Source organism: Rhizobium sp. LARHSG275 (assembly GCF_052871115.1).
The window spans coordinates 214354-240717 of sequence record NZ_JBIXJN010000005.1 but is presented as its reverse complement, the minus strand read 5'-3'; the positions used below and the strand labels follow the sequence as shown (position 1 = coordinate 240717).

Here is a 26364-nt window from a genome sequence, read left to right as displayed (position 1 = left end):
CTAATCGCAGTGTGTGGGGGATGCAATGCAATATCAGGCAGTCGTGCGAAAATTCGGCCTGGCTCAGGATGTCGTCGAGCTCGAGCGCGCTGCGCTGCCGCCGCTGCGGCGCGACCAGGTCAGGGTGCGCCTGCTGGCGCGGGCGATCAATCCGTCCGATATCATCACCATATCAGGTGCCTATAGCGGGCGCACGACATTGCCCTTCGTTCCCGGCTTCGAAGCTTTCGGCGTGATCGAACAGCGCGGCGAGGAGGTTCATGGGCTTGCCCCCGGAACACGCGTGCTGCCCGTGCGCAGCGCCGGCGGCTGGCAGGAATTCAAGGATACCGATCCAGGCTGGTGCCTGCGTGTTCCAGGCGAGCTTACCGATTTCGAAGCTGCGACGAGCTACGTCAATCCGATGACGGCCTGGTTGATGCTGCATGCCAAGATCGGGCTGAGACCGGGAATGCGTATCGCCATCAATGCCGCCGCCTCTTCGATCGGAGCGATATTGATCGGTCTCGCCAATGCCGCGGGCGTGGAGCCGATTGCGATCATCCGCAACGAAGGATCGCTTGAGCGCCTGCGAGGCCGGGTTGAGGCTGTCATTGTCGATAGGGAGGAAAGCGAACTGGTCGCCGGGCTCGCCGGCCGGCATGGGCTCGACGCGGTGCTTGACTGCGTCGGAGGAGCGCGGGCTGCAATTCTCGCGGATGTGCTGAAACCCGGCGGACACTTCGTGCATTACGGTCTGCTTTCGGGGCAGGGCATACCGGCTTCTTTCTGGACGGCACATCCCGATATTGCCTTTTCCTATTGTCACCTCCGGGAATGGGTTCATTCCGAAGCGATGAGCGACGTCCAGCGGGCCTATTCCGAGCTCGCCGCGCAGATCGCCTCGAAGGTCATCGCCACGGAGGTGCGAGAGGTGTTTCCTCTGGAGAAGGTCAGCGAAGCACTGCGATCCGCCGTTCCGTTCCGGACGGGCGGCAAAGTGCTGCTGGCCTAACGAACGTGAGCAGGCCGCGACAACGTTTTGACGGCTAAGCGGGATTAGAAGTAGCATCCATGGCAGCGGCAAGGTGGTCAAAGCGGTCGGCGCGGTGGAGATGCAATGATGAAACACAAACCTTTCCTCCTGACGTTCGCGGCGCTGGCATTTTGTTCCGCGTGGCCAGTATCTAACGCCTTCGCTGCCGCGCAGCCTATCTTCTGGAGTGCTTTGCGGCCGGCCGATCAGGCCAAAGCGACAGTGCCGCTGTCGGGCAAGGCGGTGAGCGGCCCACTGGGCGAAACACTCGCCTGGCATGGCGAGGAGTATCCGATCGAATTGACGGGCTTCGTTCTGCCGATCGACCAGGATGGCGATCTTGTCTACGAATTCATGCTGGTGCCTTGGGCCGGAGCCTGCAGCCACATGCCTTCCCCTCCGCCCAACCAACTGGTTCGTGTCGTTCCGGAAGAGCCTTTGCACTTGGCAAGAATGTACGAGACCGTCACCGTGAGGGGTACCCTGCGGCCCGGCCTGGATCAGGCGCAATTCTTCATGATCGACGGTGACCGCGTCCTCACCTACGGCTACAGCATAAGCCACGCCCAGGTGGCGACAGTCGCGGCGACGACCGATCCCGATCTGCTGTCACTTTCGCCTTTCGGCATTCTGCCTCGCTAGAACAGGATGATTTTGGGCCCGTTCGGCCTAAAATCTGAATCTTGTTCTACATTATAGCATGATGTCGTCCGAAAACCGCTCACACTTTTCGGCATCATGCTCTAGTAGAAGGCGCAGAAACGGGTGCTGCGCACTGCCCTCCCGCTCGAAAGCTGGAGCAAAAAATCTTGAATGAGCCCCGTCAATCGCGTATATACAGTGGCATATATACGAGCTTCGGAGGACACCCATGCCGCAATACGCGCGCGTATTCCAATCCGGCAATTCGCAAGCCGTCCGGCTGCCGAAGGAATTCCGCTTCGACGTCGACCAGGTGGAGGTGACGCGGGAAGGCGATGCTGTGATCCTTCGGCCACGGGCCGATCGCAACATGCGGTGGGCATCGTTGCATAGCGCCTTGGAGCGCGGCCTCAGCGACGATTTCATGGCGGAAGGGCGAGAGCAGCCGGAGGAGCAGGAGAGACCGGGTCTTCAGGACCTGTTCAAGTGATCACGCATCTTATCGACACCAATGCGGTGATCGCCCTGATCGGCGGGAAATCCGAAACACTGCTGAAGAGCGTGATCGACAGCGATGAGGGATCGATTGGGCTGTCGACCGTGGTGATGCACGAGCTCTATTATGGCGCCTATAAAAGCGCGAAAATTTCCTACAACCTCGAAACCCTGCGCCTGTTCGTGGCGGATTTCTCAGTTGTCGGTTTCGAGCAGGAGGATGCGTTGGCCGCTGGGGAGATCCGTGCCGCATTGGCGGCAAAGGGAACGCCGATCGGTCCCTATGATGTTCTGATCGCCGCTCAGGCCAGGACCCGGGATCTGGTTCTCGTCACCAACAATGTCGGGGAATTCTGCCGCGTCGATGGCCTGAGTGTCGAAGACTGGACGGTCGGGCAGTAGGTCCGGTCTCCGATGAAAAAATGCCCGGGCGCAGCCGAAACGGCGCCCGGGGAAAATGCTGTCGATCAGACGATATCGAAGCGATCGGCGTTCATGACCTTGGTCCAGGCCGCGACGAAGTCCTTGACGAACTTCTGCTTGGCGTCGGACTGGGCGTAGACTTCGGCAAAGGCACGCAGTTGCGAGTGCGAGCCGAAGATCAGGTCGACGCGGGTGCCGGTCCACTTGACCTCGTTCGTGTTGCGGTCGCGCCCTTCGTAAACGCCGTCCTTGCCGGCAGCGGGGGACCACTGCGTGCCCATGTCGAGCAGGTTGACGAAAAAGTCGTTGGTCAGCGTTTCCGGACGGGACGTGAAGACGCCATGTTCGGGCGCGCCGGCCTTCAGCACACGCAGGCCGCCGACAAGAACGGTCATTTCAGGTCCGGTCAGCGTCAGCAGCTGGGCACGGTCCACCAGGGCCTCTTCCGGCTTCATGAACTGCCGGCCACCGATATAGTTGCGAAAACCGTCGGCGCGGGGCTTGAGCGCTGCGAAAGAATGCGCGTCGGTCTGCGCCTCGGAGGCGTCCATACGGCCTGGCGTGAACGGCACGCTAACGGCATGACCGCCGGCCGCTGCCGCTTTCTCGACGCCGGCTGCGCCGGCCAGGACGATCAGATCGGCGAGCGAGATCTTCTTCGCCCCGGCCTGGGCGGCGTTGAAGTCCCTCTGGATTCCTTCGAGAACGGCGAGCACCTTGGCGAGCTGCGCCGGCTGGTTGACCTCCCAGTCCTTCTGCGGGGCAAGACGGATGCGCGCGCCATTGGCGCCGCCGCGCTTGTCGGAGCCGCGGAAGGTCGAGGCGGACGCCCAGGCGGTCGAGACCAGTTCCTGCACGGTGAGACCTGACGCAAGCACCTTTGCCTTGAGGTCGGCGATATCCTTATCGTCGACAAGCGGATGATCGACGGCCGGGATCACGTCCTGCCAGATCAGGTCTTCGGCCGGAACCTCCGGGCCGAGATAACGCACCTTCGGTCCCATGTCGCGGTGGGTCAGCTTGAACCATGCGCGAGCGAAGGCATCGGCGAACTCGGCAGGGTTTTCCAGGAAACGGCGCGAGATCCTTTCGTAGATGGGATCGAAACGCAGCGCCAGGTCGCTGGTCAGCATGGTCGGCAGATGCTTTTTCGACGCATCATAGGCATCCGGGATAGAGGCTTCAGCGTTCTTTGCGGTCCACTGATGCGCGCCGCCCGGGCTCTTGGTCAGCTCCCATTCGAAAGCGAACAGGTTTTCGAAGAAGTAGTTGCTCCACTGGGTCGGCGTCTGGGTCCAGGTCACTTCGAGGCCGCTGCCGATGGCATCGCGACCGACGCCGGTGTTGAACTTGCTGATCCAGCCCAGGCCCTGAGCCTCGAGCGCGCCGCCTTCCGGGTCGACACCGACAAACGACGGATCGCCAGCGCCATGGGTCTTGCCGAAGGTATGCCCGCCGGCGATCAGCGCCACGGTTTCTTCGTCGTTCATCGCCATACGGGCGAAGGTTTCCCGGATGTCGCGGGCGGATGCCAGCGGATCCGGAGTGCCGTTCGGGCCTTCCGGATTGACATAGATAAGGCCCATCTGCACGGCGCCAAGCGGCTCTGCCAGTTCGCGTTCGCCACTGTAGCGTTCGTCACCCAGCCAAGTTCCCTCAGGACCCCAGTAGAGTTCTTCCGGCTCCCAGACATCGGCGCGGCCGCCGGCGAAACCGAAGGTCTTGAAACCCATGGATTCGAGCGCGACATTGCCGGTGAGGATCAACAGGTCAGCCCAGGAGATCCTGTTGCCGTATTTCTGCTTGATCGGCCACAGCAGGCGGCGGGCCTTGTCGAGGTTCACGTTGTCAGGCCAGCTGTTGAGCGGCGCAAAACGCTGCTGGCCGGCCCCGGCGCCGCCGCGGCCATCGGTGATGCGGTATGTGCCGGCGCTGTGCCAGGCCATGCGGATGAACAGGCCGCCATAATGACCGAAATCGGCCGGCCACCAGTCCTGGCTGTCGGTCATCAGCGCGTGAAGATCCTTCTTCAGCCCGTCGAGATCGAGCTTCTTGAACTCTTCGGCATAATCGAAGGCCTGGCCGAGCGGGTCGGCTCGGCCGGAATTCTGGTGAAGAATCTGCACGTTCAACTGATCCGGCCACCAGTCGCGATTGGATCTGCCGCGAGGCGTATTACCGTGTGCAACAGGACATTTGCCTGCGCTGTCAGTGGGGTTGTCCATGATCGTCTCCTTGATTGCTTTATCTGTCTGCTGTCCAAAAAGATGAGCCGAGCTGGCGCCCCACTCTCTCCCTGGCAGTCTTCATATCGGAATCGTGTAATAAATTTAAGTTGGATTTACTGATCGTTGCGATAAGCTGAGGTTATGAAGAATCTTACCCTGAAACAGCTACGCTATTTTGAGGCCCTGGCACGAGATGGACGCTTCCGGCGCGCTGCCGAAGCCTGTGCGATCTCCCAGCCGGCATTGTCAATGCAGATCAAAGAACTTGAGCAAGAATTGGGCGGTGAGCTTTTCGAGCGCAACGCACGTGAGGTGAAGCTGACCGCTTTCGGTCAGACCGTCGCTCTCAGGATCCGCGATATCCTGCGTGGCGTGGACGAACTGGCGGAACTGGCGCGCGCCGCGCGCGATCCCTTCCTGACGCGGCTGCGCATCGGCATCATCCCGACGATTGCGCCCTATCTGTTGCCGGCCATCATCAATGACCTGAACAGGAGCTTTGCGGGAATCCAGATCGAAGTGCGCGAAACGCAGACGTCGAAGCTGGTTCAGGAGCTGGCGCAAGGCCAGCTGGACACGGCAATCGTTGCTTTGCCCGTGTCGGAACCCTCCCTAGCAGAACTCGAGCTCTTCAAGGAAGAGTTCGTGCTGGTCCGGCGGCCCGAAGACGAGGGTAAGCCGGTGCCCGAACGCGAGGCGCTTCGCGAAATGCGGTTGCTGCTGCTCGAGGAAGGCCACTGCTTTCGCGATCAGGCTTTGTCGTTCTGCAAGATAGGGCACGCCCGTCCCCGGGAAGTTATGGAAGGCAGCTCTTTGTCCACCCTGGTCCAGATGGTCAGCGCCGGTATCGGCATTACCTTAATTCCGGAGATGGCCGTTCCCCTCGAAACGCGCTCGGCGCATGTCTCGATCTCCCGTTTTCAGTCTCCGCAGCCGTCGCGGACGATCGGCATGATCTGGCGCAATTCAACGCCGATGGCCAAACAGCTCCAGCAGGTTTCCGAGGCGGTCCACCGCTCCGCCGAAACCATGCGCGAACGGTATATCGCGCGGTGATGGAGCTTTCATCGTCTCGCGTCAGGATCGCCGCTTGAAGGTGTGCTCCGCTGCGGGAAACTGTCGCGACCGGACCTCTTCGGCATAAGCCGCGGCGGCGGCCGAAATCCTTTTGCCGAGTTCGTCGTAGCGCTTGACGAAGCGCGGGGTGAAATCGTTGAAGAGCCCCAGAATGTCGTCGGAAACCAGAACCTGGCCGTCGCAGGCGGAAGAAGCGCCGATACCGATGGTCGGGACGTGCATGGCGGCCGTCACCTCCCGGGCGAGCGGCTCCACCGTGCCCTCGATGACGACGGCAAAGGCTCCCGAGCCGCCGATCGCGTGCGCATCGCGGCGGATCTTCGACGTCTCGTGTTCGGAATGGCCGACGGAACGATAACCACCTGCGGTTTGGACCTGCTGCGGCATCAGGCCGATATGGCCCATAACCGGTATCCCCCGCTTCGTCAGAAAGGCGATGGTCTCGGCCATCTCCTCGCCGCCCTCAAGCTTGACGGCATCGCAGCCGGTTTCCTGCAGGACGCGGACAGCGTTGCGGAAGGCAATCTCCTTGGATTCCTGATAACTGCCGAACGGCATGTCGACCACGACGCAGGCCTTGCCGACGCCGCGCATCACCGCCTTGCCGTGCGCGATCATCATCTCGAGCGTGACGCCGATGGTGCTTTCCATCCCGTAGAGCACCATGCCGAGCGAATCCCCGACCAGCAGAAGGTCGCAATGCTCATCGAGCAGCCGCGCCATGGGCGTCGTATAGGCGGTCAGGCAGACGATCGGCTTGCCGCCCTTCATGGCTGAAATGCGCGCTGGCGTAAGGCGCTTCTGAATTCCTGCCGCGCTCATCTGGTCACTCCCTTTCCCGGCAGGCCCCGCCCGCCGACAACCCTGTTGTACCCGATCATCGCTTGTCACCAACGACCCTGTTGTCGAGAAGCCTTGTCGAGCCGACCCGAACGAAGAGCGCCACGACGACCGGGTCTGTGATCGACGTGACCTTCTGCAGCGTTGAGGCATCCCTGACGGCGACGACCTCGGGCTTTGCCAGAGGCTCGCGACTAAGAAACGCCGTGAGCTTTGCCTCGAGTTCTACCGGATCGGCAAGGCCGCCGGCGACCAGACGCTCGGCCTCGTCAAGGGTCTGGGGGACGATCGCCGCGGCACGACGCTCCGCCCTACTGAGATAGACGTTGCGCGACGACAATGCGAGGCCGTCGCTGTCCCTGACCGTCGGCACCGATATCACCCGCACCGGCACGGCGAGATCCTCCACCATGCGCTTGATGATGACGACCTGCTGGTAATCCTTCTCTCCGAAATAGGCGGTCTGCGGTTGCACGATGTTGAAAAGCTTGCAGACGACCGTGGTAACGCCGGCAAAATGCCCAGGCCGAACCGCTCCTTCGAGTTCGCGCCCGAGATCGGGAACGTCGACGACAGCAAGCATCGGGTGCGGATACATGTCCTCGACGCCAGGCGAAAAAAGGAAATTGACGCCGGCCTGTCTCAGCATGGCGGCATCGCGTTCCAGATCGCGCGGATATTTGCTGAGGTCTTCCGCCGGGCCAAACTGCAGCGGATTGACGAAAATCGAGACGACGACGATGTCGTTTTCGGCGCGCGCGCGCGCGACCAACTCCATATGACCGGCATGGAGATAGCCCATCGTCGGAACAAGGCCGACGGTTCGCCCCTGCCGCCTCAGCGCGTCGAGCGTGTGGCGCAACTCGTCAATGCTCGAGAAAACCCGCATATATCCTCCCCCCGGCCGGTCGCTCCATCTTTGGCGCGGATATGAAGTGTAATCGATGCGGCAGGTCAATGCATATTTCTCGATAAAAACGATTAGATGCATCGGCGGCCGATGACGCCAGGCCAAATCAGCTCCCGGGAAATGGCTTTTCGCCGCTCGGCTCCTGTTCCGCAGCCCACCGGCTTGCAGTGGAAACGACGATGTGCGACTTCCGTTACTCGCCCTGCCGTCAAGATACCATCACAGTCGGTCGCTATGGACGTTACATGGAGGACGCATGGACAAGCCCTGGAAGATCAGCCGCGGACCGATTGCGGCAACCGAGCTCGACGTGGAGAAGGCAAACGCGATCAATGTGCTGTTGATCCGGCCGGTCGGCGTCCTTCCGGCCAAGGCGGGAGATCCGGTCCTTCCTTTTGCCGTCGGCCTTTTCAACGAACTCCGCCCGCTCCTGAAGCCCGATGCCGGTGTCACCACGCTCAGGCGAGCGACCGCGGCCTATGTCCACTGCCGGCGCTATTATTTCGCCAGCGCCCAGCCCGATTCCATGCGCCATGGCGTTGACGGCGAACCCGTCGAACCACTGTCGTCCGAAGACCGGCTGGTTGCGCAAAAGCGCTTCCTGAGCCTCAAGCAGGCCGCCGGTAAGACAGACGCGCCTGAGCAGACACCACCGGTTCCCGCTCCCCTGTTGTTGAGCAAAAGCGAACAGATCCGCGCAGCCCTCCTCGGCAAAAGGAACGCCGCCAGCTAGAGCAGGATGACATCAGCGTCTCATATCCGGCTTGCCGTCATTGCGGGTTCTGGGTCATGCGACCGTTATTCACAAGGGCGACTTAGTTGCTCTCTGAGCTTGGCCGCATCGGGGGCGCGGAAAACGCGCCCCCGGCTGGCGCCGACCGAAGGGGAGGGGCAATCGGCCGGGTCAGTTCAACGGCGCTTCGCCTGATGTGATCCGTTGCTCGTTTCCGGCAAACAGGTGAACCGCATCATGGATTGGCGCAATCCTCAGCACCTCGCCGGGGGCGGCCCTGATCCGTTCCCTGAAGACGCAGGTCAGCGTCTGCGTTCCTAGCCGGACAATGACGAGCGTTTCCGAACCCGTCGGCTCGACGACCACCGTCGTGACCTCGATGCCGCCTGGGTCCAACCGGATATGTTCGGGGCGAATGCCGTAGGTCACGGCCTCAGGCGCACGCCGCTCACTCGGCAGGAGCAGGCCGTCGGCGGTTCGAAACCCCTCTTCCCTCATGTTGCCATTGATGAAATTCATCGCCGGGGAGCCGATGAAGCCGGCGACGAAAAGGTTGTTCGGACGATCATACAATTCCAGCGGAGAGCCCGACTGCTCGATCAGGCCGTCCTTCATGACGACGATCTTGTCGGCCATGGTCATGGCTTCGATCTGGTCGTGGGTGACATAGATGGTCGTCGTCTGCAGCCGTTGATGCAATTCCTTGATCTCCGAGCGCATCTGCACCCTGAGCTTGGCATCGAGGTTAGACAGGGGCTCGTCGAAGAGGAAGACGGCCGGGTCGCGCACGATCGCCCGCCCCATCGCCACACGCTGCCTCTGGCCGCCCGACAGTTGCTTGGGGTATCTCTCCAGGAGACTTTCGAGGCCGAGGATCTTCGCGGCGTTGCCGACCCGCTGAGCGATCTCCGTCCTCGGCATCCGTTTCAGCCGCAGCGAAAAGCCCATGTTCTTGGCAACGGTCATATGCGGGTAGAGCGCATAATTCTGGAACACCATGGCGATATCCCGGTCCTTGGGCGCAAGCTCGTTGACGATATGCTTGCCGATCTGGATCTGCCCCGAGGTGATGCCCTCGAGGCCCGCGATCATTCTCAAAAGCGTGGATTTACCGCAGCCCGAGGGACCGACCAGAACGACGAACTCGCCGTCGCCGATATCGACCGAGACGCCTTTTATGGCTTTGAACGCGCCGTAATCCTTGCGAGCATTGTTGACCGAAACATGGGCCATTACCGTCCTCCCGAAATTGCCATCAAAGTCCGCTCAGGACATTTCTCAAATAATCAAGGCCGAGGCGCTCGCCGTCTTTCCGCGCGGCTAAGTCCTTGCCCGGCCAGCCATAGGCGGCATCCTCATGTTCGATCGACAGCGTGCCGTCGAAGCCAGCCCTGCTGGCCTGGCGCAGAAACCTCGGCCAATCGATGAGGCCGAGCCCGGGCAGCTTGTATTGCCACCAGCCCTTGTCGTGATAGCCGATTGCCTGCAGCCTCTCCGGATCGATTGCCGTGTCCTTGACATGAAGGATGGCGATGCGATCTTTCACCGCCTCGATCGCCTGATAGGGATCGACGCCGATGCGAATGAGGTGGGAGGGATCGAATTCCAGCCCGAAACGAGGATCCCTGATCCGCTGAAAAAAGCTCCTGCCATCCTTTCGGTGTCGTTCCGATGAAATTGTCCTTCGGACCCGGCCAGTTCTCGATTGCGAAGGTGAGGCCATACGGTTGTGTCTTCGCGATCAGGCCGTTGGCGAAATCGGCGAAGTCATCATAATTGGCTTCGTCGCTGGCGGTGTCGTCCCGGCCCGGGAAGATCACGAAGATCGGGACGCCCGCTTGCCCGATCGCGCTCGCAAATTCGGCGGTCGTCTCGCGAAGTGCCTTTCGTTTTGCCCGGTCAGCATCGAGCTGATTGCCGAAATAGGTAATCGACGACACGAAGAGGTTGCGGCTGCGCGCGAGTGCTACGGCGGCCTCCACCCGATCGGGCGTCTTGATATGGCCGCCGACGTCGATTTCGATGGCGTCAAAGCCGGCCGACGCGGCGAAATCTACCACCTCCTCCAGCGGGCGATCGTTGAATGTCGAGGTGTAAAAGCCGATCTTCACCAAAATCCTCCCATCTTCACCAAAATCCGTTCTTCACCAAAATCCGCGGGCCTTGCCGCCCGTTCTCAACTGTTCAGACGATCCATGTTCTTCAGTGGCGAACGTGTGCGTTGCGCAGGGTCTGCCGATGCGAGCATCAAGGCCGCTGCCATCGGCATGACCGCCGCCCCCATGGCAGAGGCATCCTCTCCGAGCGAGGCGCGATGAAGCGAGGGAAGGTTGGGGTCCTCGGCATCGAGATGCTCGTGCACATAGCGCAGCAACTCGTCTACGATGCGGATCGGCAATCTGCCGCCGACAAGGACGGCGTCGGGGTCGACGACCATGCCGATATGCTTGACGGCGACTGCCAGATGCGCGCTCATTTCCTTCAGCCACTGCGACACGAGGCGCCTGCCATGCGCATCCAGCGTCAGGAGATCGTGGGGAACACTCACTTCGACGCCGTGTTTCGCGAGGAAATCATAGAGGAAGAACAGCGAGAATATCTCGCCGAGAAGCTGGACCTTATGGGCCTTCCCGTCACCGCCGTCGGCAATCGGCAGCCAGCCAATTTCGCCGCTGAGGCCCATGGCGCCACGATGACCGTTGCCGTCGAGCACGAGGCCGCCGCCGGGGCATGGATTGATGGCGATGTAGAAGAAGCTGCTACTTTCAGCACCCAGTCCGTAATCGAGTTCGGCAAGGGCTGCGGCATTGGCTTCGTTCTCGATGAAGACAGGATGCGGCGTCAGGTTCTCCAATGCGGCGCGCACATCGAATGCCGTCCATTCCTGATAGGCCTCGGGCTTGCCGAGGAGCGAAATCTCGCCAAGCCAATCCGGCATCGCCAGACCGATACCGGCAAGGCGCGCGTCGTCGATGAGCCGGCTGCGCTGGAAATGCGAAATCGCGTCGGCTGTGAGCTGCAGGAATTCCGCCGGCAGGATGAAACGTTTCTCATGATGAACACGGGCGCGGACATTGCCGACGGCATCGACGGCCAGGATCGTCAGATGGTCGCGATCGATGTTGATGCCGATGGCAAAGCAGGCATCCGGATTGATTTCGAGTTCGATCGCCGGCTGGCCTCTCAACCCGTGCCGCCGGCGGGCTTCCATGATCAGCCCCTCGTCCAGCAGTCGATCGACGATCCGAGCGATTGCCGGTTTGGTAAAACCCGTCCGCCTGGCGATTTCGGCGCGCGAAATCGGCGCCTGGCGATGAATGCAGCGCAGCACGACGGCCCTGTTGTGCTCACCTGCATCTTCGACATTGGCGCCGGTCAGATCCGGGGACAGCCTGGCGCCGAGTGTCTGGTTCATGCTCGAAATCCTTCCTTGAGCATAGCCTAAACCGCTCGTCATCCCTTGACCGCGCCGCTGGTCATCGCACCGAGGATCAGCCGTTGGAGCGACAGGAAGGCGACGATCGCCGGAACGACCGCGATCAGGCAGGCGGCGGCAAGCAGTTGGATGGACGAGTCGGTTTGCATGCCGCGGAAGTTAAAGATCCCGACGCCGATCGGCATCAGATCATTTTTCGTGAGCAACAGAAAAGGCACCAGAAATTGCGACCAGCCGGCGATCACCGTGATGATGAAGACAGAGGCGATGCCCGGCGCCGATAATGGCAGAATGATGCGCCAGAAGACCGAAAATCGATTGCAGCCGTCGATCATGGCCGCTTCGTCGAGGCTGCGCGGGATGCCGTCGACCGAACTCTTCAGAAGCCAGGTCGCCAGCGGAACGCCAAGCGCGATATAGACCATGACGACGGCAAAATGCGTATCCAGTAGCCCCAGACGGTTCATGTAGCGGTAAAGCGGCACCATGATCACAAGTGGCGAGATCATCTGGAAAAGCAGCAGCCCCATCATCGACAGGCCCTTGCCCCGGAATTGAAAGCGGGAAAAAGCGTATGCGGCGGGCAGAGCGACGATCAGGACGCCCAGCCCGCTAAGGGCGGCAAGCTTGAGGCCGTTCCAGAGATAGATCGGAAAGTAGCTGTTGTTCAAAACGGTGATGAAATTGTCGATGGTGGGATTGTTCGGAATATATCGCGCCGCGCCGCGATAGATCTCGCGCTTGTCACGCATTGCCATCGACAGGAGATAGGTGAGGGGGCCGGCGAAGAACACGAACATTACCAGCATGAAAAGATAGCTCATGGCATCGCCGAGCCGCGTTCCGGTCCGTCCGTTCATTGCTCTTCCTCCTTCGGCAGGAACGACGCATAGATGAAGGCCAGCCCGAGGCTGATGATCAGCATGAGAACGGAGAGCACGCTGCCGCCGGACAGGTCGTAGTTTCTAAAGACGATATTGAAGACGTAGAGTGAGATGACCTCGGTCGCGCGCCCCGGACCGCCGCCCGTCAGCGTGATGATCGCATCGAAGGTATTCACCGTCTGGATCGTAATGAGGATCATGTTGACGAGGATTGCCGCGCGCAGCTGCGGAAGCGTGACGAAGAAAAACTGCTGCGATGCCGTCGCGCCATCGACCTCCGCCGCTTCATAGAGCGAGGGATCGATCGACTTCAGCGCCGCATACATGACGACCATCGAAAATGCCGTGCCGCGCCAGATGTTGGAGATGAGGGTGGACCACGGCGCAATAGCAGGGTCCGAGAGCCAGGCGACCGTCGGCATGTGCATCAATCTTAGAATGCTGTTCAGCGCACCATAAGGAGCTTCGGAAAAGAGCATCTGCCAGATGATGCCGCCGGCAATTCCCGGAACGACCCAAGCAATCAGCGCCGTCGTTCTGAGGATGGTGGTGCCGAACAAGCCGCGCTTTTCACCGCGGATGACCACGACGGCGACCGCAAGGCCTAAAATCTGCTGACCGATGACGCTGCCGCCGACGAAGATCAAGGTTGCCCATAAAATGTCTGGCAGCTGCGGCGAGCTCAACGCATTGGTGATCGACCCCAGGGTATAATCCTGATTGTCGCCGATCAGCGTGGCATTGGTGAATGAAAGCCTGAAAACGTCGATGACGGGGTAAAGGTAGAAGATGCCGATGACGACGATCACGGGCATGATCCAGGGCAAGGGCGCACCGGCGAAACGGCGCATGAACGATCTGCTTTGAGGCGGGCTGTCAACCTCGATGGCAATGGGGCTCATTGGCTTCTCTGTCCGGGGTTGGCATTTGAGTATGACTGGTCGGTTCTCGCCGGTGGCTGCCCCTCACCCTAACCCTCTCCCCGCTCGCGGGGAGAGGGGACGTGCCCTGCGAGAGGTAGATGGGGACGGAGAGATCGCGGCATATTCCTTCTCCCCGCAAGCGGGGAGAAGGTGGCGGCAGCCGGATGAGGGGCAGGTCGCGATTTAGCCGTGGCATCACAGACGCTTGTAGGCCTCCAATGCTGCGTTGAAGGCGGCATTCAAGGCGTCTTCCGGCTTTTTCGTCCCTGAGAGAACGTCGCCCATCATGATCTGGATCTGGTTGGAGATTTCAGGATAGATCGGCACGCCCGGGCGCGCCTGTCCGTCGACCAGAGCCTTGGCGAAGGTCTTGTTGGCTTCGGTGGAGAAGACCTCATATTTGTCGAACAGCGATTTCCTGGTCGGCAACTGCTGCTGCAGCGCGTTTGCCGGCCCCATATAGACCTCGCGTGCGAGGTTGGCGCACATCTCGACCTTGTCCTTGTCCTTGCTGAAGGAGGCGATCGTCCAGCCGCCGGTGCCGGTCGAACGCTGATCGGCGCTGGGGCCGGGAATCGGCGAGAAGGTCCATTTGTTGAACTCGTCCTCGTCGAGCGTGGCCTTCAGCTGCGCATATTGCCAGTTGCCGCCGATGAAGAGCGCCGTCGTCGCCGCTGCGGCCGCAGCATTCATATCGTCGTAGTTCGCGATCGTGCTGACGCGCTTGGGCGCGGCACCGGAATCGACGAGATCTTTGAAATAATTCAGCGCCTTCAGGAATTTCTCCTTGTTCTCGCCTTCGCCGAAGACTGGCTTGCCCGAGTCGTCGACGAGCTTGCCGCCCAGCGCCCAATAATTCGCCAGCCAGTCGAACGTCGTCCCTTCCCAGCGCCCGCCGTTGAAGAGAACGCCTTCCATGCCTTCCTTGGTGGAGGCGAGCGCGGCCTTTTTCAGGTCGTCCCATGTCTGCGGCGCATCGGCAACGATCGACTTGTTGCGGTAGAGCACACGAAGGTCCGTATCCCACCACCAGGCGCGGACGGTCTGGTCCTTATCGGTGATGCCGCTGCGGATGAAGGGGAACAGGTCGTCCACTTCCTCCTTCGAAAAATACGGCGTGAAGTCCGCAAGCACATGATTGACCATGAACTGCGAGAGGACGAAGGAGTCGACGGCAGCGCAGTCAGGCGCGTTGCCGGCCTTGGCCTGCTCCAGCATCTTGGCCTGTTCGGTGCCGATGTCCGAGGACATGAATTGCATCTGCAATTTCCAGTCCGGATGCTTCTTGATGAAATCGACGAAGAGCTTCTGATAGCCCTCGGCGATCGCCGGATCCGGATTGTTGGGACTGTCGTTCGTCAGACGGACGACGAGGGATTTTGGCGCATCGGCAAGGCCGATCCTGTCTTTCGTGGCAAGTTCCTGGGCAAATGAAACGGATGCTGAAAATAACATAGTGCTCAGCGCAAATGCGCTGACGGTGGCGCTCTTCATGATGGGTCTCCTCCCCATTTGAACGGATACAGCCTGGCGGTCAGTTGACCTCTCCTCATTTCCGTGCTGCATTAATTAGATTAAGTTACTTTGATTTGATGTCAAGCCACAGCGTGGGAGCCAGAACCTGGGAGGTTGAGATGCTGGCGACAATCAACAGCAGCTAGCGCAGCGTTCCGGAAAATCGAGATCGATTTTCGGAAAAGGATCTGCGTCGTGAAGGTGATGGAGCGTCCCGTGGGACGCGCGGCGCATCCACCGCAATTTTCCTGAAGAAAAGCACGAGGCAATCGCGGATGGATGCGATGGCGTGAGTGTGGTTTTGCCCGGCGGAGCCGCGGCGGAAGTTAATTCCATGGAGGATAAGATGCGTTTACTCATTCTTGGTACCGGCGGAATGGCCAACCAGCATGCTGCCAACTTCAAGGCGATAGAAGGCGTCAGTGTCGTCGGCGGCGTCGATGTCGTCCCGGAAAGGCTCGCTGCCTTTTGCACCGAACATGGCATCGCCAATCATTTCATGACCCTCGAGGATGCTCTCGCCTGGGGCGAGTTCGACGCAGTGGCGAACGTCACGCCGGACCGCATTCATCACCCGACGACGCTGCAGGCGATTGCAGCCGGCAAGCACGTCTTCTGCGAAAAGCCGCTCGCCACCGATGCCATCAAGGCCATGGAGATGACCGAGGCCATCGAGCGATCGGGCAAGGTCGGCATGGTCAATTTCACTTACCGCAACTCGCCCGCCCTTCAGAAGGGCCGGCAGATGGTGCTCGCCGGCGAAATCGGCGAGATCAGGCACGTCGAGGCGTCTCACCTTCAAAGCTGGCTGGTCGGTCGCCACTGGGGCGACTGGAAGAGCGAGAGCAAATGGCTTTGGCGGCTGAGCAAAAAACATGGATCGAATGGCGCGCTCGGCGACATCGGCATCCACATCGTCGATTTCGCATCCTATGGTTCAGGGCTCGACATCGCCCATGTCTTCGCCCGGCTGAAGACCTTCGACAAGGCACCGGACCATAGGATCGGCGAATATGATCTCGACGCCAACGACAGTTTCACGATGAATGTCGATTTCGCCAATGGCGCAATTGGGACGATCCAGGCGACGCGGACGGCGGCCGGACAGATGGATCAGCTGCGCCTCAGGGTCTATGGCGAAACCGGCTCGATCGAGATGATCTACGATACCGGAAAATCGACGCTACGCGCCTGTCGTGGAGAAGACGTGCACACGGCGACCTGGCGCGACGTCCCCTTCGATCCGGTCGAGACGAACTATCAGCGTTTCGTCCAGGCCGTGCGGGCGGGCAGGACCCAGGAACCCTCGTTCCGGCGGGCGGCCAATATCCAGAAAGTCCTGGACAAGGCGCTGGCCTCCGATCTCAGCCACGCCGATGAAGCGCTCGCCTGACCCGGCCATCAGGCCGAAGCCGGCGGCAGCAGCAAAGTGTTGAGGAAGGGCAGGAGAGCTGCACCGAGCGCAACGCCGCCGCCGCTGAAGCTCGCGGGTTTCATCGGCGAAATCCAGGGGGTCAGCAATGGTCTCGTCGAGGTGTCGCGCCGCTCGATCGAAAGCTGATGGATCAGCGCTTCGATCACGCTCTGCGGCAGGTCGCTGCCGATCATGACAACGCTCGGGGCGAGAAAACCGGCCATGGCGATGATCGGGTCGAGCAGGTGGCCGGCGGCTTCCCGTATCCATTGCGACAGTGACAGCGAGGAGAATTCCTCCCCTTGCAGTAGGCGGGTGAATGCCTGGTCGCCGATCCGTGATCGCAGCGACTCGAAACCGACCACGGTGTTCAGCTGGACATTGTCTGGACCTGTCAGCATTTCGCCGATGCTGCCTGCCCGGCCATGCACGCCGGAATAGGGAATACCGCGAATGAGAAAGCCGGCCTGAACGTCGTCGTCGATGATGATCATCGCCAGTCCGCCTTCCCTGCCGGAGCTGCCGATCGTGCGCTCCGCGAGAAGGCTCGCCGTGCACTCGTTCTCGACATAGGGACGCGCGATCGTCGAGATCGCGGCGATCTGCTCGCTTTGATCGTCTGTCCAGTCGTTGGCGGCGATGCCGAGCCCGATGATCGGCAGTGCGGCGTGGCGATCGACCATATCCCTGACCGCCGCATGCAGCAGGCCGACTCTATCAGCGAGGTCCAGGCCGAAGTAGACCCGGTCGTGCACCTGGCCACTCAGATCGATGAGCACGGCCTCGCCACGCCTTTGGCGAAGTTTGACGCCGATCGAGAAAGCACCTTCCGGTCGAAGCGCGAATTCGGTAGCAGTGGCCCCTCCGCCAACGCCATTGCGGCGGTTGGAGGTGACAAGCTTTTCGTCAGCCAACCGCCGCAGAATATTGGTGATGCCAGGCCCGGTCAGGCCGCAATGCCGGCCGAGCTCCATTCGCGTCAACGGGCCATGGCGGCGGATCGCCTCCAGAATGACGCGAATATTCCGGTCGGCGATCTCGCCCGACCTCAGACCCACCGTTTTGGCGCGCGGACCGCCCATCTCCTGGGTGTGAAGCCGACGCGGCCCTGACCGAAGATACCGCATGACCGTCTTTCCTAGAGCACTATTCGGTTGTGTATCACGCTTGCAGGTGTTCGTAACGATTTTCCAGTAGATGCTCGTAACGAAGGGCCGCGGCTCTACATAAGGTGTGCGGAATTACTTCCGTGGAGAGTTGAATTCAACCGATGACTGATGAACCTTCTACCGCCGCTCACCGCGACCCAAACGCCACCCAGCCAATTATCGTACTGCGAGGGATCGTTAGATACCTCTTCATGTTCCTTGGCGTCATGGCGCTCCTTTTCGTTTACCTCTCACTTATCGCCCTTGGGCAGATCGAAATGAGCAGAGCTACGAGCGGTGTCGGAGAGGGCCTGTTCGCGATCCTGCTCCTCGTCGTCATCGTTTATGTTGCGGTAAAGGCTCGGCAGGTGGACTTCAGAAAGCCCACAATGGTGGTCGGACCCGACGGTATCACTGGTCAAAAGCTGCCGAAGCTCCTTGGTCAATGATCGAACGCGTTGATATCCCTCAAGCCGGGCAGGCGGGATTTATCTACCTGACTGTGCGCAAAGATGCCGATCCGGAGATACTTGAACAGTTGCGCAAGCGTCAGCCTCTTGAAAGGACCGTCGCGATACCGCACAGATGGGTTCCGGGATTCAGTTCAAGCGAAGTCAAGGACATCGTGAATCGCTACTTTGAACGTTCACGACAAAGCTGAAGCGGAATGAATATTTGCTTCCGACGGCTCATCCGCTGATGTCGCTCGTCGAGCAGCCATTGCCTCTAATAGCTGCAAGGATGATCGTTGCCGAATCCATCGCGGCAGGCAGGCCTGAGCGAATAGTCGGCGCCGGTATATCCAACCGAGCCGGTTTGCATCGAGTCATTCGAGCTCGTCGTGCAGGACGATAAGGCAACCACGATGACGGCTGTCGCGGCTGTCAATAATTTGCGGACTTGAAGCATCCCACCCTCCCCAGCGCTGCCTGAAATTTGCGATATCACTGCAATTCTCGGTCACATAGGGCCGACCCAGTGATCAGTCTATGATCCATACGCCAGTTTGAAGCGCTCGACGAGCATGAACCAGTGACGAGCGTTTCATTCAATAACTCATCTCGCGGCAGCTCAGCGGCGTTTCGCATATCTTTCCAGCACCCGCGTTGAAGCAGACGATGAGATTTCCAGATAATCTGGGTTGATGTTCGCGTAGCCGCGACGGGTTCCACAGACAGTTCCGTCATCGGCGAAGATCTCGACGATTCCACGGTCATGAAACAGACGAAGCTCCTTTCCGTCGCCAAGCTCCGCCACGTAACGGATCGAGCCGTCGTCCTGGGCGAGCCGGATCGAGAGGATACCGCCTGCGACGCCCACCTCGAATGCAAGTTCGCCGCCCTGCGTCGCAACGACCTTGCTACCTTCCAGGGCGCCGGAAAGGCGGATTTCAATGGGCGCCATCGGTAGCGAGAATTTGCCGCTTTGTTCCTCGACGATAGGGTCAGCGGCAAAGTGAACGTCGACTTCGATCGCCGGCAGCATGCGCAGCCTCTTCCTATCTTCGCTCAATCTCAGAACACGGGGCAGGGACAGCTCCCCTGAATAGGACGAACCCTCAAGCTTGCGGTATTCCCAGTTGAACAGCCAGGCAAAGGCGATCTGGCGCCCTCCCGCTTCGAAACTCTGCATCGCGTAATAATCGGTGCCGAAATCCAGCAATTGCAGTTCCGGGTTGTCGGGCACGAAGCAGTCGTCAATAAACTCGCCGATCAGGGCATAAAGGAGATTGTGGCGCCGTGTTCGTGGCTCGACATGGCCAACAAAACCCATCACCAGAACCCACTTTTCCTCCAGCCGAAAGAAATCCGGGCATTCCACCGCACGCGCGCCCTCCTGGCGGAATTTAACCGGCGCACGGTAGAGCGGCCTGAGATATTGCCAATCGAGGCCATCGCCGGAGCCGAACAACAACACCGCGGGATCGCCTTCAATCGATGCGCCGAGTATCATGCGATAGGCGTTGGCTGCGTCGTCCCACCAAACCTTTGGATCGCGGAAATCGTGCTCGACCCCGTCGGGGCGCTCTTCCAACACCGTCACAATGCCTTCCGCCTTGATCATCCGCCGATCTGGGCGCGCTATTTTCTGAATTTCCCGATAGCCCTTGAAAAGGTCATAGGCGGGCAGGCGCTCGGTGTAAAAGAACATCAAACTTCCATCTCGATCCCGAAAAGCATTGCCGGAGAATGCGCCTCCTGTAGCGCCGAGACGCCACAGGTTCTGTTCCGGATGCAGAAATACCGGCATATGAAGCCAATTGACCAGATCGCGGCTGGTCGCATGTCCCCAGTGCATCGGTCCCCAATCACTGCCGCCGGGATGGAATTGATAAAAAAGGTGCCATAGCTCGTCGATCTTGCAGAGACCGACCGGGTCGTTCATCCAATGCCGGATTGGCGAGAAATGAAGCACAGGACGATCCGGATCGGACCGAAGCCAATCTTCAATTTCCGCGCCGGTGTGCTGAAGGATCCCTTTTTGCGAGAATTCAAACACCGTTATGCCGGTCTCGTTCACGGTTTGAGGCTGATATCCATAGGCCCACAGAACAGCGTCCGGGGCATTGGTGACAATGGTGACCTCGCAAGCTTCCCTGTGGTGATATTTGAAAAACTCCGGATCGATGGCAAATGACCGAACCTGCCAAACCGTTTTCCCGTCAATGTCGATACGAAAAAAGCCTTCGCCCGCGGCCCAAAGTTCCAAGCGGTATCCGGAGGGTAGGAACAGGTTTTGCTGCGTCAACGGGTCATCTTCCCGGTCCATTTGGTTCGCCATCAACACAACTCCGAATAATCACTGGATTTTCGACCGACGACCTGGATATGCCCGGTCTAGTGAAACTCTGCCGACGATTGCCCAGGAACTGGAGTGCCCCTGAAAGCATTCACCGTTCCGTCCATCTCGACCTGTTCGACACTGCCTGAATCCAGAACGGTATTCCGCACCGAACCCCGTTGCACCACTACTGCCGTTACCTCGAGCGCCTTCAAATTGTCCGTCGAAAGCAATGCGCCCACTTGCGTGGAAAAACAGGCGCTGTTTGGTGCATCGTTGATTTGCGACATTTCGGTTGTGGCCACGATGTGATTGTTGGCGATGTAGTTGCCGCTGCCGGCAACGACATTGATGATCACAGGCTTTGCGGCGAGAGGCTTGATATATTGAGTATCGATCGTCTCTGAAATGTGGTTGGCGATGACGGAATTGTTGCTGCCATCAATGTGCAAGAGTCCGAACAGGTCATCCAGGCCGTTATCGTACTTCTGCATCGGCGCCCACGGCTCGCGATCTCGCAAGAAGTGATTTGAGGACACCAGGTTTTCGCAGCAGTTCGCAGCAAAAACCAGCATTCCGGGATAGAAGGAATGGAATCTGTTTCCTGTGATCGAGGAACGCACCACGCCGGAAAAATAGACGCTGCTCGCGCCTCGGGGGAAGACGTTGTTTGAAGAGACCAGGATGCCGCCGTAATTTTCGGCGTAGACGGAATGTCCTCTATATCCGGCTCCGACAAAATTATTCGCTATCCTCGAGGCCTGACCCATACCTTTCAATTCGATACAGTTGCCGCACTCTGCAATGAAATTATTGTCTATCGCCAGCGCGTCCGCGTCATGAACAGTCACGCCATGTTCCAGATAGATAAGGCCCATCCCCGTTATTCGGAATGAGTCATTGGCGCTGCCCACATAGATTCCCGTTTTGCCATTCCTGTAGGTATTTTCCGCATCATTCTGCCCTGAACCGTCGTCCATGAAGTGCAGGCCATCGATGCAAAAATCAGCAAACTCCACAGAGCTTATGCGAGGATTGCCGGTGCGCTTGACATAAAACGCGGCTCCGGCAGCCCCGCCGTCGGCGGCGTCCGGAGATATGTCCACACATATGCGACTTCCGCCCGGCCACACTTCGCGCCACTGTGCCAGCTCGTCTGCGGGTGTATTGAAACGGATGCTCGACGACGTAAAACCATGTCCCGAGCCGACAATCTTAAGATAGCTCACGTCTATCACCACCTGGGTGACAAGACGATAATCGCCTGGCGGAATATAGATCACGGCTCCAGGCTTTCCGCCGTCATTCTGATCGGGCACCGCTTGCCTGCTTCTAATATCCGCAATGATGCTATTGATGACCGCGCCAATATCCTCGTAGGGGTTGCCTACGGGATATTGTGCAACGTCGTAAAAGTTGTCACTTGCCATGGTTCATGTCTCCTCGGCCATTTCCTACTCTGCAGCGAGAGTAGACCGATGTTCTTGATTGGCTTGTCGTGCCCAAGCCGCCTGGGAAAATGCGTTCAACCGGCTCTCTTGTGCGAGTTTGGAGATCCTGCGCACCATCACCAGATGCTGGTGCGGATGTCCGGTTCAAAAAAATGGAGTTCGTCGGCATCGATAGCGATGCGCGCGATGTCACCTGCGCGGACTGTGCTCTTCGGAGAAAACCGGGCTACAGCAGCCTTTTCGTTGCCGATGTCGGCGACGGCGTCCGGGTCGCCGGCATCCACCCGGCTGGCGTCGATATTCAGATGCACCATGGATTCAGAACCTAGCGCCTCGACAAGAGTAACCGGGGCCGAGATCTCGGCCGAAGAGGGCCGGATTGCGGCGTCGTTCATATGCTCGGGCCGGATACCGACAATGACCCGGCGGTTGGACGCACCGTTGAGCGAGGGGCGGTCTTCGAATACCCGGTCGGGGATTTCCAAATTGTTGCTGCCCAGGGTCAGCGTTCTCCCATTCAGAACGGCCTCGTACAAATTCATTGAGGGCGATCCGATGAAGGCGGCGACAAAGACATTGTCAGGACGATTGTAGAGGTTTTGCGGTGTGTCGACTTGCTGCAGCACGCCGCCTTTCATGACTGCGACGCGGTCACCCATCGTCATCGCCTCTACCTGGTCGTGGGTCACGTAAATCGTCGTGACATTCAGTTTCCTCTGGAGGCTGGCGATCTCGGCGCGCATCTGCACGCGCAGCTTGGCATCGAGGTTCGACAACGGTTCATCCATCAGGAAGGCTGCTGGTTTGCGGACAATCGCCCGTCCCATGGCGACGCGCTGACGCTGACCTCCTGAAAGGAGTGCCGGCCTGCGGTCGAGCAAAGTCGTCAGTTCGAGGATGCGGGCGGCTTCGTCTACGCGGCTGGCAACCTCGGTCTTCGGCAGGCCTGCCATCAGCAAGGGAAAGCCAATGTTCTCCCGCACCGTCTTGTGCGGGTAGAGCGCATAGGACTGAAAGACCATGGCGATGTCGCGATCCTTGGGATCGACATCGTTGATTAGTCTGTCACCGATCCTGAGTTCACCGCTCGTAATGCTCTCCAGGCCAGCGATCATCCTGAGCGCCGTCGACTTTCCGCATCCTGACGGACCGACAAACACCATGAACTCACCATCCCTGATGTCGAAGCTCAGATCGTGCAGAGCGTGAAACCTGTTTCCGTAGACCTTGTTGATATTGCGCAACTCTATGCCGGCCATGCCTTTGCCTCCCTTATCCCTTTACAGCGCCGAAAGTCAGGCCGCCGACGATCTGTTTTTGCAATGCGAGCGTTACGATGATGACCGGCAGCGAGTAGAGGACGGCTGCGGCGGTCATCGCCCCCCAGGCAAGCCCATATACCGAATTGTATTCAGCGATGACGATCGGCGCCGTTTTGGTCGCCTCCGACGTCAGCAGCAGCGCGTAGAGGAACTCGTTCCAGCTTGTGATGAAGGTAAAGAGCGCGGTGACCGCTATCCCGCCTGTCATGACCGGAAGCACGATCTTTCGAAACGCCTGGAATCGTGTGCAGCCATCCATGCGCGCCGCTTCTTCGAGCTCCTTCGGTATGCCCTCGAAGAATGCGGACATGAGCAACAGTGCCAGTGGTACCGCGGCCGACGTGTGAGCGAGCACCAGGCCTGGAATGGTATCGAGCAGACCCAGCGACTTCAAAAGCTGGAACAGCGGCACTCCGAGCGCCACCGACGGCACCATGCGCGTCACCAGGGCGAAGAGCAGGAAAATGGTCGTGATCCGGCGCCGGTACTGCGTGGCAACGTAAGCGGCAGGCACGGCCACCGAAAGCGAGAGAGCCGTCGTCAGCACCGCGACGGTGAGGGAATTGACGAAGGCTCTCGGCAAGGTGGAGGATCGCAGCACTTCGCGGAAATTCTCGAACGAGACAACGGCGGGAAAGAAGCTTGGCGGGATCTGCTGGACATCCGCCGCCGGCTTGATGGAGGTCATGAGGAGATAGATGTAAGGCAGCGCGTAGGATAGCACCAACACGAGGGCTGCCGCGTTGATCAGGATTCCGCTGAGATTGAGACGGGGAGCTCTACGCATGTACCGGCCTCCATATCTTCCAATAGGCGACTGCCGCCAAGAGCATCATGACGATGAGAAACAATGTTCCGGACGCGGAAGCCTCGCCGAGATCGCCGAACCGAACCATGCGCTGGTAGATGTTCATCGAGAACACTTCAGAAGCGTGACTGGGACCACCCTGCGTCTGTATCCAGATCAGGTCGAATGTCTTTGCAGCATCCACGCCCCGCACGATCACCACGACGGCAATCACTGGCCGCATAAGGGGAAGGGTGACATGCCAAAAGCGCTTGAGCGTATTCGCCCCGTCGATCCGCGCTGCCTCCAGCAGGTCTTTTGGGATGTTCGTCAGCCCGGCATAGGACACAAGGGCGACAAAGGAAGTCGTCAGCCAGATGTCGGCAAAGGAAACAGAATAAATGACGATATCTTCGCTGGACAACCATGCGATCGCTTCCGGATCGCTAATCAGTCCCAAACGGACGAGCCCGTAGTTCAGGATGCCGATATTGCCGACGAGCAGAAATCGCCAGAGTAGACCTGCGACGATGGGCGGAACCATCAGCGGCAGAGCGAAGATCGTGCGATGCCACCGCGATTGACCGGCAAGCGCCGAAAAAAGCAGCGCCGCACAGAAGCCGAACGTGAACTCGAAGAACAGCGCGAAGAGCGAATACTGAACGGTCCGCACAGCGCTTTCGATGACACGTTTCGACGTCAACGCGTCGACATAGTTCTGCAGCCCGACCCATTCGCGCATATGGGGCGTGATCGTATCGACCTTGAAAAAGGAATCGAAGACCAGGAGCCCCACCGGGTAAGCGACCAGCACGCCGAGGATGGCAACTGCAGGCGCGAGCATGCAAAGTACAAATCGGTCTTCACCCGACATGTCCGTCTCCGAAAGCTAAGGGCGGGGCATATTCTGCCCCACGATGTGGAGGAATGTACGAGGCTAGTTGAGAATGTCCTCGATCGTTTCCTTGGCTTCCGTCAGAACCTCCCCGGTATCCGCCTTGCAGGTGAGTGCCTTCTGGATAGCGGGCAGCACGGCTTCGTCGACGATTTCCTGATATTTTTCATTGATCGGCCGGCCCTGGGTGGCAGGCGCGCTCAGCGTCTCAAGAAGTGGGGGAAAGTGCTCGTAGCCGGCCTTGCCTGAATAGCTGCGATAGGCGGAATTCGTCGCGGCAAGGCCGAGCGGAGCTTCGATGCCCAATGCATTATTGGCAATGGCAAACGAGATGAATTTTTTTGCGGCGTCCTTGTGCTCGGATGTCGAGGGAACGACGTTGTACCAAGGCCCGGGAACAGCTGCGATCCCGGCGTCGCCGGCCAGCATCGGCACCACGCCGACCTGGCCGCTGACCTTTGAATCCGGAGGCGTCATCTTGTAGGCGTGCGCCCAGAACTTCATCATGGCTGTTTTGCCCTGGTAGAACAGGTTCTGCGCCTCGCCCCAGCCGATTTCATTCACGTTTTCAGGAACGGAATGATCAATGCAGTGTGGCGCGATGTAGAATTCAAGTGCCTTTTTGTGCGCCTCGTTGTCGATAATGACCTGCCCGTCCTTGTCGAGGATCACCCCTGGCGAACCCGCCTGCAGCACATGTGCCATCCATTCCTCTGAAAACGTGCCGATGGTGTCGGTGCCCCAGAAGTCGGTCTTTCCATCGCCGTCAGTGTCACGCGTGAAGAATTTCGCGATGTCGCGCCACTGCTGCCAGGTTTTGGGCGGCGCGAGAGGATAGCCATACTTGGCCTGAAAAGCCTCCTTTTCCTCCGCCTTATCAAACAGGTCCTTGCGATAAAACACGATCTCTGCATTGGCCCAGGCAGGCATGCCGATCAACTTTTCACCGACCTTCGCGTCGGCAAGCAAGGAAGGCGGCAGATCCGCGCGAACCGCATCGGTGAAAAGAGCCGAAAGATCCTCGACGTGGCTCGCGAATTTCGCATTCCACACGACGTCGATCGTCACGACATCGAACGCGGAAGAACCTGAGGCGATTTCGGCTGAGAACTTGTCGAATACACCCTGATAGGGAACGGTCGTGAAGTTCACCTTGATGCCTGTTTCGGCAGTAAACTTCTCGGCGACCGCCTTCTGCAACATTTCGCCACCGCCTTCGACCAAGATATTGATGGTTTCGGCATTGGCGGTGGCGGCCATGAAAACAAGCGCGAGTGCGCTGGCACCAAGCAATTTCTTCATTGATTCCTCCCATTTGGCTCGCTGCACTTGCACTGAGCCCTCCTTCTTGATGCGAAGGTAGTCCTCGTATGACGACGTTGTCAATATGAAATGACGACGTTGTCATAAAAATATGTCGACGTTGTCATTTGTCTGGATTAAAA

The 26364-nt window shown here is 59.3% G+C and carries 24 protein-coding genes and 2 pseudogenes; 9 read left to right on the top strand and 17 right to left on the bottom strand.

Annotated elements, in window-relative coordinates:
• The first annotated feature begins 25 nt into the window (after window positions 1-25).
• The 4 genes from ACIPSK_RS08285 to ACIPSK_RS08270 all read left to right on the top strand — a co-directional run bounded on the left by ACIPSK_RS08285 (window position 26) and on the right by ACIPSK_RS08270 (window position 2554).
• Window positions 26-994 carry a zinc-dependent alcohol dehydrogenase family protein gene (locus ACIPSK_RS08285; protein WP_446532855.1) on the top strand — a complete coding sequence of 323 codons (969 nt, stop codon included), beginning with the start codon at window positions 26-28 and terminating at the stop codon, window positions 992-994.
• Window positions 995-1099: 105 nt separating this feature from the next.
• Window positions 1100-1657, top strand: coding sequence for a DUF3299 domain-containing protein (locus tag ACIPSK_RS08280; RefSeq protein WP_446532854.1), 558 nt, complete (start codon window positions 1100-1102; stop codon window positions 1655-1657).
• A 229-nt stretch (window positions 1658-1886) separates the two neighbouring features.
• Complete coding sequence (locus ACIPSK_RS08275; RefSeq protein WP_446532853.1) at window positions 1887-2147, top strand: antitoxin; 261 nt, start codon at window positions 1887-1889, stop codon at window positions 2145-2147.
• Window positions 2144-2554 (top strand): PIN domain-containing protein, encoded by a 411-nt coding sequence (locus ACIPSK_RS08270; protein WP_446532852.1) that lies wholly within the window; start codon window positions 2144-2146, stop codon window positions 2552-2554. The genes ACIPSK_RS08275 and ACIPSK_RS08270 overlap by 4 nt, the downstream gene beginning before the upstream one ends.
• 65 nt (window positions 2555-2619) lie before the next feature.
• Here ACIPSK_RS08270 and katG read toward each other — a convergent pair whose 3' ends face one another.
• On the bottom strand, window positions 2620-4800 hold the full coding sequence (gene katG / locus ACIPSK_RS08265; RefSeq protein ID WP_446532851.1) for a catalase/peroxidase HPI: 2181 nt from the start codon (window positions 4798-4800) through the stop codon (window positions 2620-2622).
• Window positions 4801-4944: 144 nt separating this feature from the next.
• On the opposite strand from katG, the gene ACIPSK_RS08260 reads away from it, so the two are divergent.
• Window positions 4945-5859, top strand: a complete 915-nt coding sequence (locus ACIPSK_RS08260; RefSeq protein WP_446532850.1) for a LysR substrate-binding domain-containing protein — start codon at window positions 4945-4947, stop codon at window positions 5857-5859.
• Between the two features lie 21 nt (window positions 5860-5880).
• Here ACIPSK_RS08260 and panB read toward each other — a convergent pair whose 3' ends face one another.
• Entirely contained in the window at window positions 5881-6702 is an 822-nt protein-coding gene (gene panB, locus ACIPSK_RS08255) for a 3-methyl-2-oxobutanoate hydroxymethyltransferase (protein WP_017967755.1), read from the bottom strand.
• Window positions 6699-7609 (bottom strand): annotated as a pseudogene (gene panC, locus ACIPSK_RS08250) (pantoate--beta-alanine ligase). Before panC ends, panB begins: the two are co-directional and overlap by 4 nt.
• 277 nt (window positions 7610-7886) lie before the next feature.
• Between panC and ACIPSK_RS08245 the strand changes: the two are divergent.
• Window positions 7887-8363 carry a ProQ/FINO family protein gene (locus ACIPSK_RS08245; RefSeq protein ID WP_446532849.1) on the top strand — a complete coding sequence of 159 codons (477 nt, stop codon included), beginning with the start codon at window positions 7887-7889 and terminating at the stop codon, window positions 8361-8363.
• 171 nt (window positions 8364-8534) lie between these two features.
• On the opposite strand, the gene ACIPSK_RS08240 is transcribed toward ACIPSK_RS08245, so the two are convergent.
• From ACIPSK_RS08240 to ACIPSK_RS08215, 6 genes and pseudogenes are all read right to left on the bottom strand, one after another.
• A complete protein-coding gene (locus ACIPSK_RS08240) occupies window positions 8535-9596 on the bottom strand; it encodes an ABC transporter ATP-binding protein (protein ID WP_170255529.1) in 1062 nt (353 codons plus the stop codon).
• 22 nt (window positions 9597-9618) lie between these two features.
• Window positions 9619-10474 (bottom strand): annotated as a pseudogene (locus ACIPSK_RS08235) (sugar phosphate isomerase/epimerase family protein).
• Window positions 10475-10539: 65 nt separating this feature from the next.
• Window positions 10540-11778: an ROK family transcriptional regulator gene (locus ACIPSK_RS08230; RefSeq protein WP_026154528.1), complete on the bottom strand. Its 1239-nt coding sequence runs from the start codon at window positions 11776-11778 to the stop codon at window positions 10540-10542.
• 38 nt (window positions 11779-11816) lie between these two features.
• Entirely contained in the window at window positions 11817-12659 is an 843-nt protein-coding gene (locus ACIPSK_RS08225) for a carbohydrate ABC transporter permease (protein ID WP_012755199.1), read from the bottom strand.
• A complete protein-coding gene (locus tag ACIPSK_RS08220; RefSeq protein WP_446532848.1) occupies window positions 12656-13585 on the bottom strand; it encodes a carbohydrate ABC transporter permease in 930 nt (309 codons plus the stop codon). Before ACIPSK_RS08220 ends, ACIPSK_RS08225 begins: the two co-directional genes overlap by 4 nt.
• 216 nt (window positions 13586-13801) lie before the next feature.
• The gene (locus ACIPSK_RS08215) at window positions 13802-15100 is read right to left on the bottom strand and encodes an extracellular solute-binding protein (protein ID WP_017967749.1); all 1299 of its coding nucleotides are present in this window, start codon (window positions 15098-15100) and stop codon (window positions 13802-13804) included.
• A 367-nt stretch (window positions 15101-15467) separates the two neighbouring features.
• Between ACIPSK_RS08215 and ACIPSK_RS08210 the strand changes: the two genes are divergently transcribed.
• On the top strand, window positions 15468-16514 hold the full coding sequence (locus tag ACIPSK_RS08210; RefSeq protein ID WP_026154527.1) for a Gfo/Idh/MocA family protein: 1047 nt from the start codon (window positions 15468-15470) through the stop codon (window positions 16512-16514).
• Between the two features lie 8 nt (window positions 16515-16522).
• Here ACIPSK_RS08210 and ACIPSK_RS08205 read toward each other — a convergent pair whose 3' ends face one another.
• Entirely contained in the window at window positions 16523-17662 is a 1140-nt protein-coding gene (locus tag ACIPSK_RS08205) for an ROK family transcriptional regulator (RefSeq protein WP_170259429.1), read from the bottom strand.
• A 143-nt stretch (window positions 17663-17805) separates the two neighbouring features.
• Between ACIPSK_RS08205 and ACIPSK_RS08200 the strand changes: the two genes are divergently transcribed.
• Window positions 17806-18132, top strand: a complete 327-nt coding sequence (locus ACIPSK_RS08200) for a hypothetical protein (protein WP_446532847.1) — start codon at window positions 17806-17808, stop codon at window positions 18130-18132.
• Complete coding sequence (locus ACIPSK_RS08195) at window positions 18129-18344, top strand: hypothetical protein (protein WP_446532846.1); 216 nt, start codon at window positions 18129-18131, stop codon at window positions 18342-18344. The genes ACIPSK_RS08200 and ACIPSK_RS08195 overlap by 4 nt, the downstream gene beginning before the upstream one ends.
• A 65-nt stretch (window positions 18345-18409) precedes the next feature.
• Here the strand turns inward: ACIPSK_RS08195 and ACIPSK_RS08190 are convergent, their stop codons facing one another.
• The 7 genes from ACIPSK_RS08190 to ACIPSK_RS08160 all read right to left on the bottom strand — a co-directional run bounded on the left by ACIPSK_RS08190 (window position 18410) and on the right by ACIPSK_RS08160 (window position 26221).
• Window positions 18410-18592: a hypothetical protein gene (locus tag ACIPSK_RS08190; protein ID WP_246725894.1), complete on the bottom strand. Its 183-nt coding sequence runs from the start codon at window positions 18590-18592 to the stop codon at window positions 18410-18412.
• Window positions 18593-18754: 162 nt separating this feature from the next.
• On the bottom strand, window positions 18755-20464 hold the full coding sequence (locus ACIPSK_RS08185; protein WP_446532845.1) for a GH32 C-terminal domain-containing protein: 1710 nt from the start codon (window positions 20462-20464) through the stop codon (window positions 18755-18757).
• A 56-nt stretch (window positions 20465-20520) separates the two neighbouring features.
• Complete coding sequence (locus ACIPSK_RS08180) at window positions 20521-21894, bottom strand: NosD domain-containing protein (RefSeq protein ID WP_446532844.1); 1374 nt, start codon at window positions 21892-21894, stop codon at window positions 20521-20523.
• 137 nt (window positions 21895-22031) lie between these two features.
• On the bottom strand, window positions 22032-23174 hold the full coding sequence (locus ACIPSK_RS08175) for an ABC transporter ATP-binding protein (protein ID WP_446532843.1): 1143 nt from the start codon (window positions 23172-23174) through the stop codon (window positions 22032-22034).
• A 13-nt stretch (window positions 23175-23187) separates the two neighbouring features.
• Window positions 23188-24024: a carbohydrate ABC transporter permease gene (locus tag ACIPSK_RS08170; protein ID WP_162115868.1), complete on the bottom strand. Its 837-nt coding sequence runs from the start codon at window positions 24022-24024 to the stop codon at window positions 23188-23190.
• The gene (locus tag ACIPSK_RS08165; RefSeq protein ID WP_446532842.1) at window positions 24017-24898 is read right to left on the bottom strand and encodes a carbohydrate ABC transporter permease; all 882 of its coding nucleotides are present in this window, start codon (window positions 24896-24898) and stop codon (window positions 24017-24019) included. Before ACIPSK_RS08165 ends, ACIPSK_RS08170 begins: the two co-directional genes overlap by 8 nt.
• Window positions 24899-24961: 63 nt before the next feature.
• On the bottom strand, window positions 24962-26221 hold the full coding sequence (locus tag ACIPSK_RS08160) for an ABC transporter substrate-binding protein (RefSeq protein WP_446532841.1): 1260 nt from the start codon (window positions 26219-26221) through the stop codon (window positions 24962-24964).
• Between the last annotated feature and the right edge of the window lie 143 nt (window positions 26222-26364).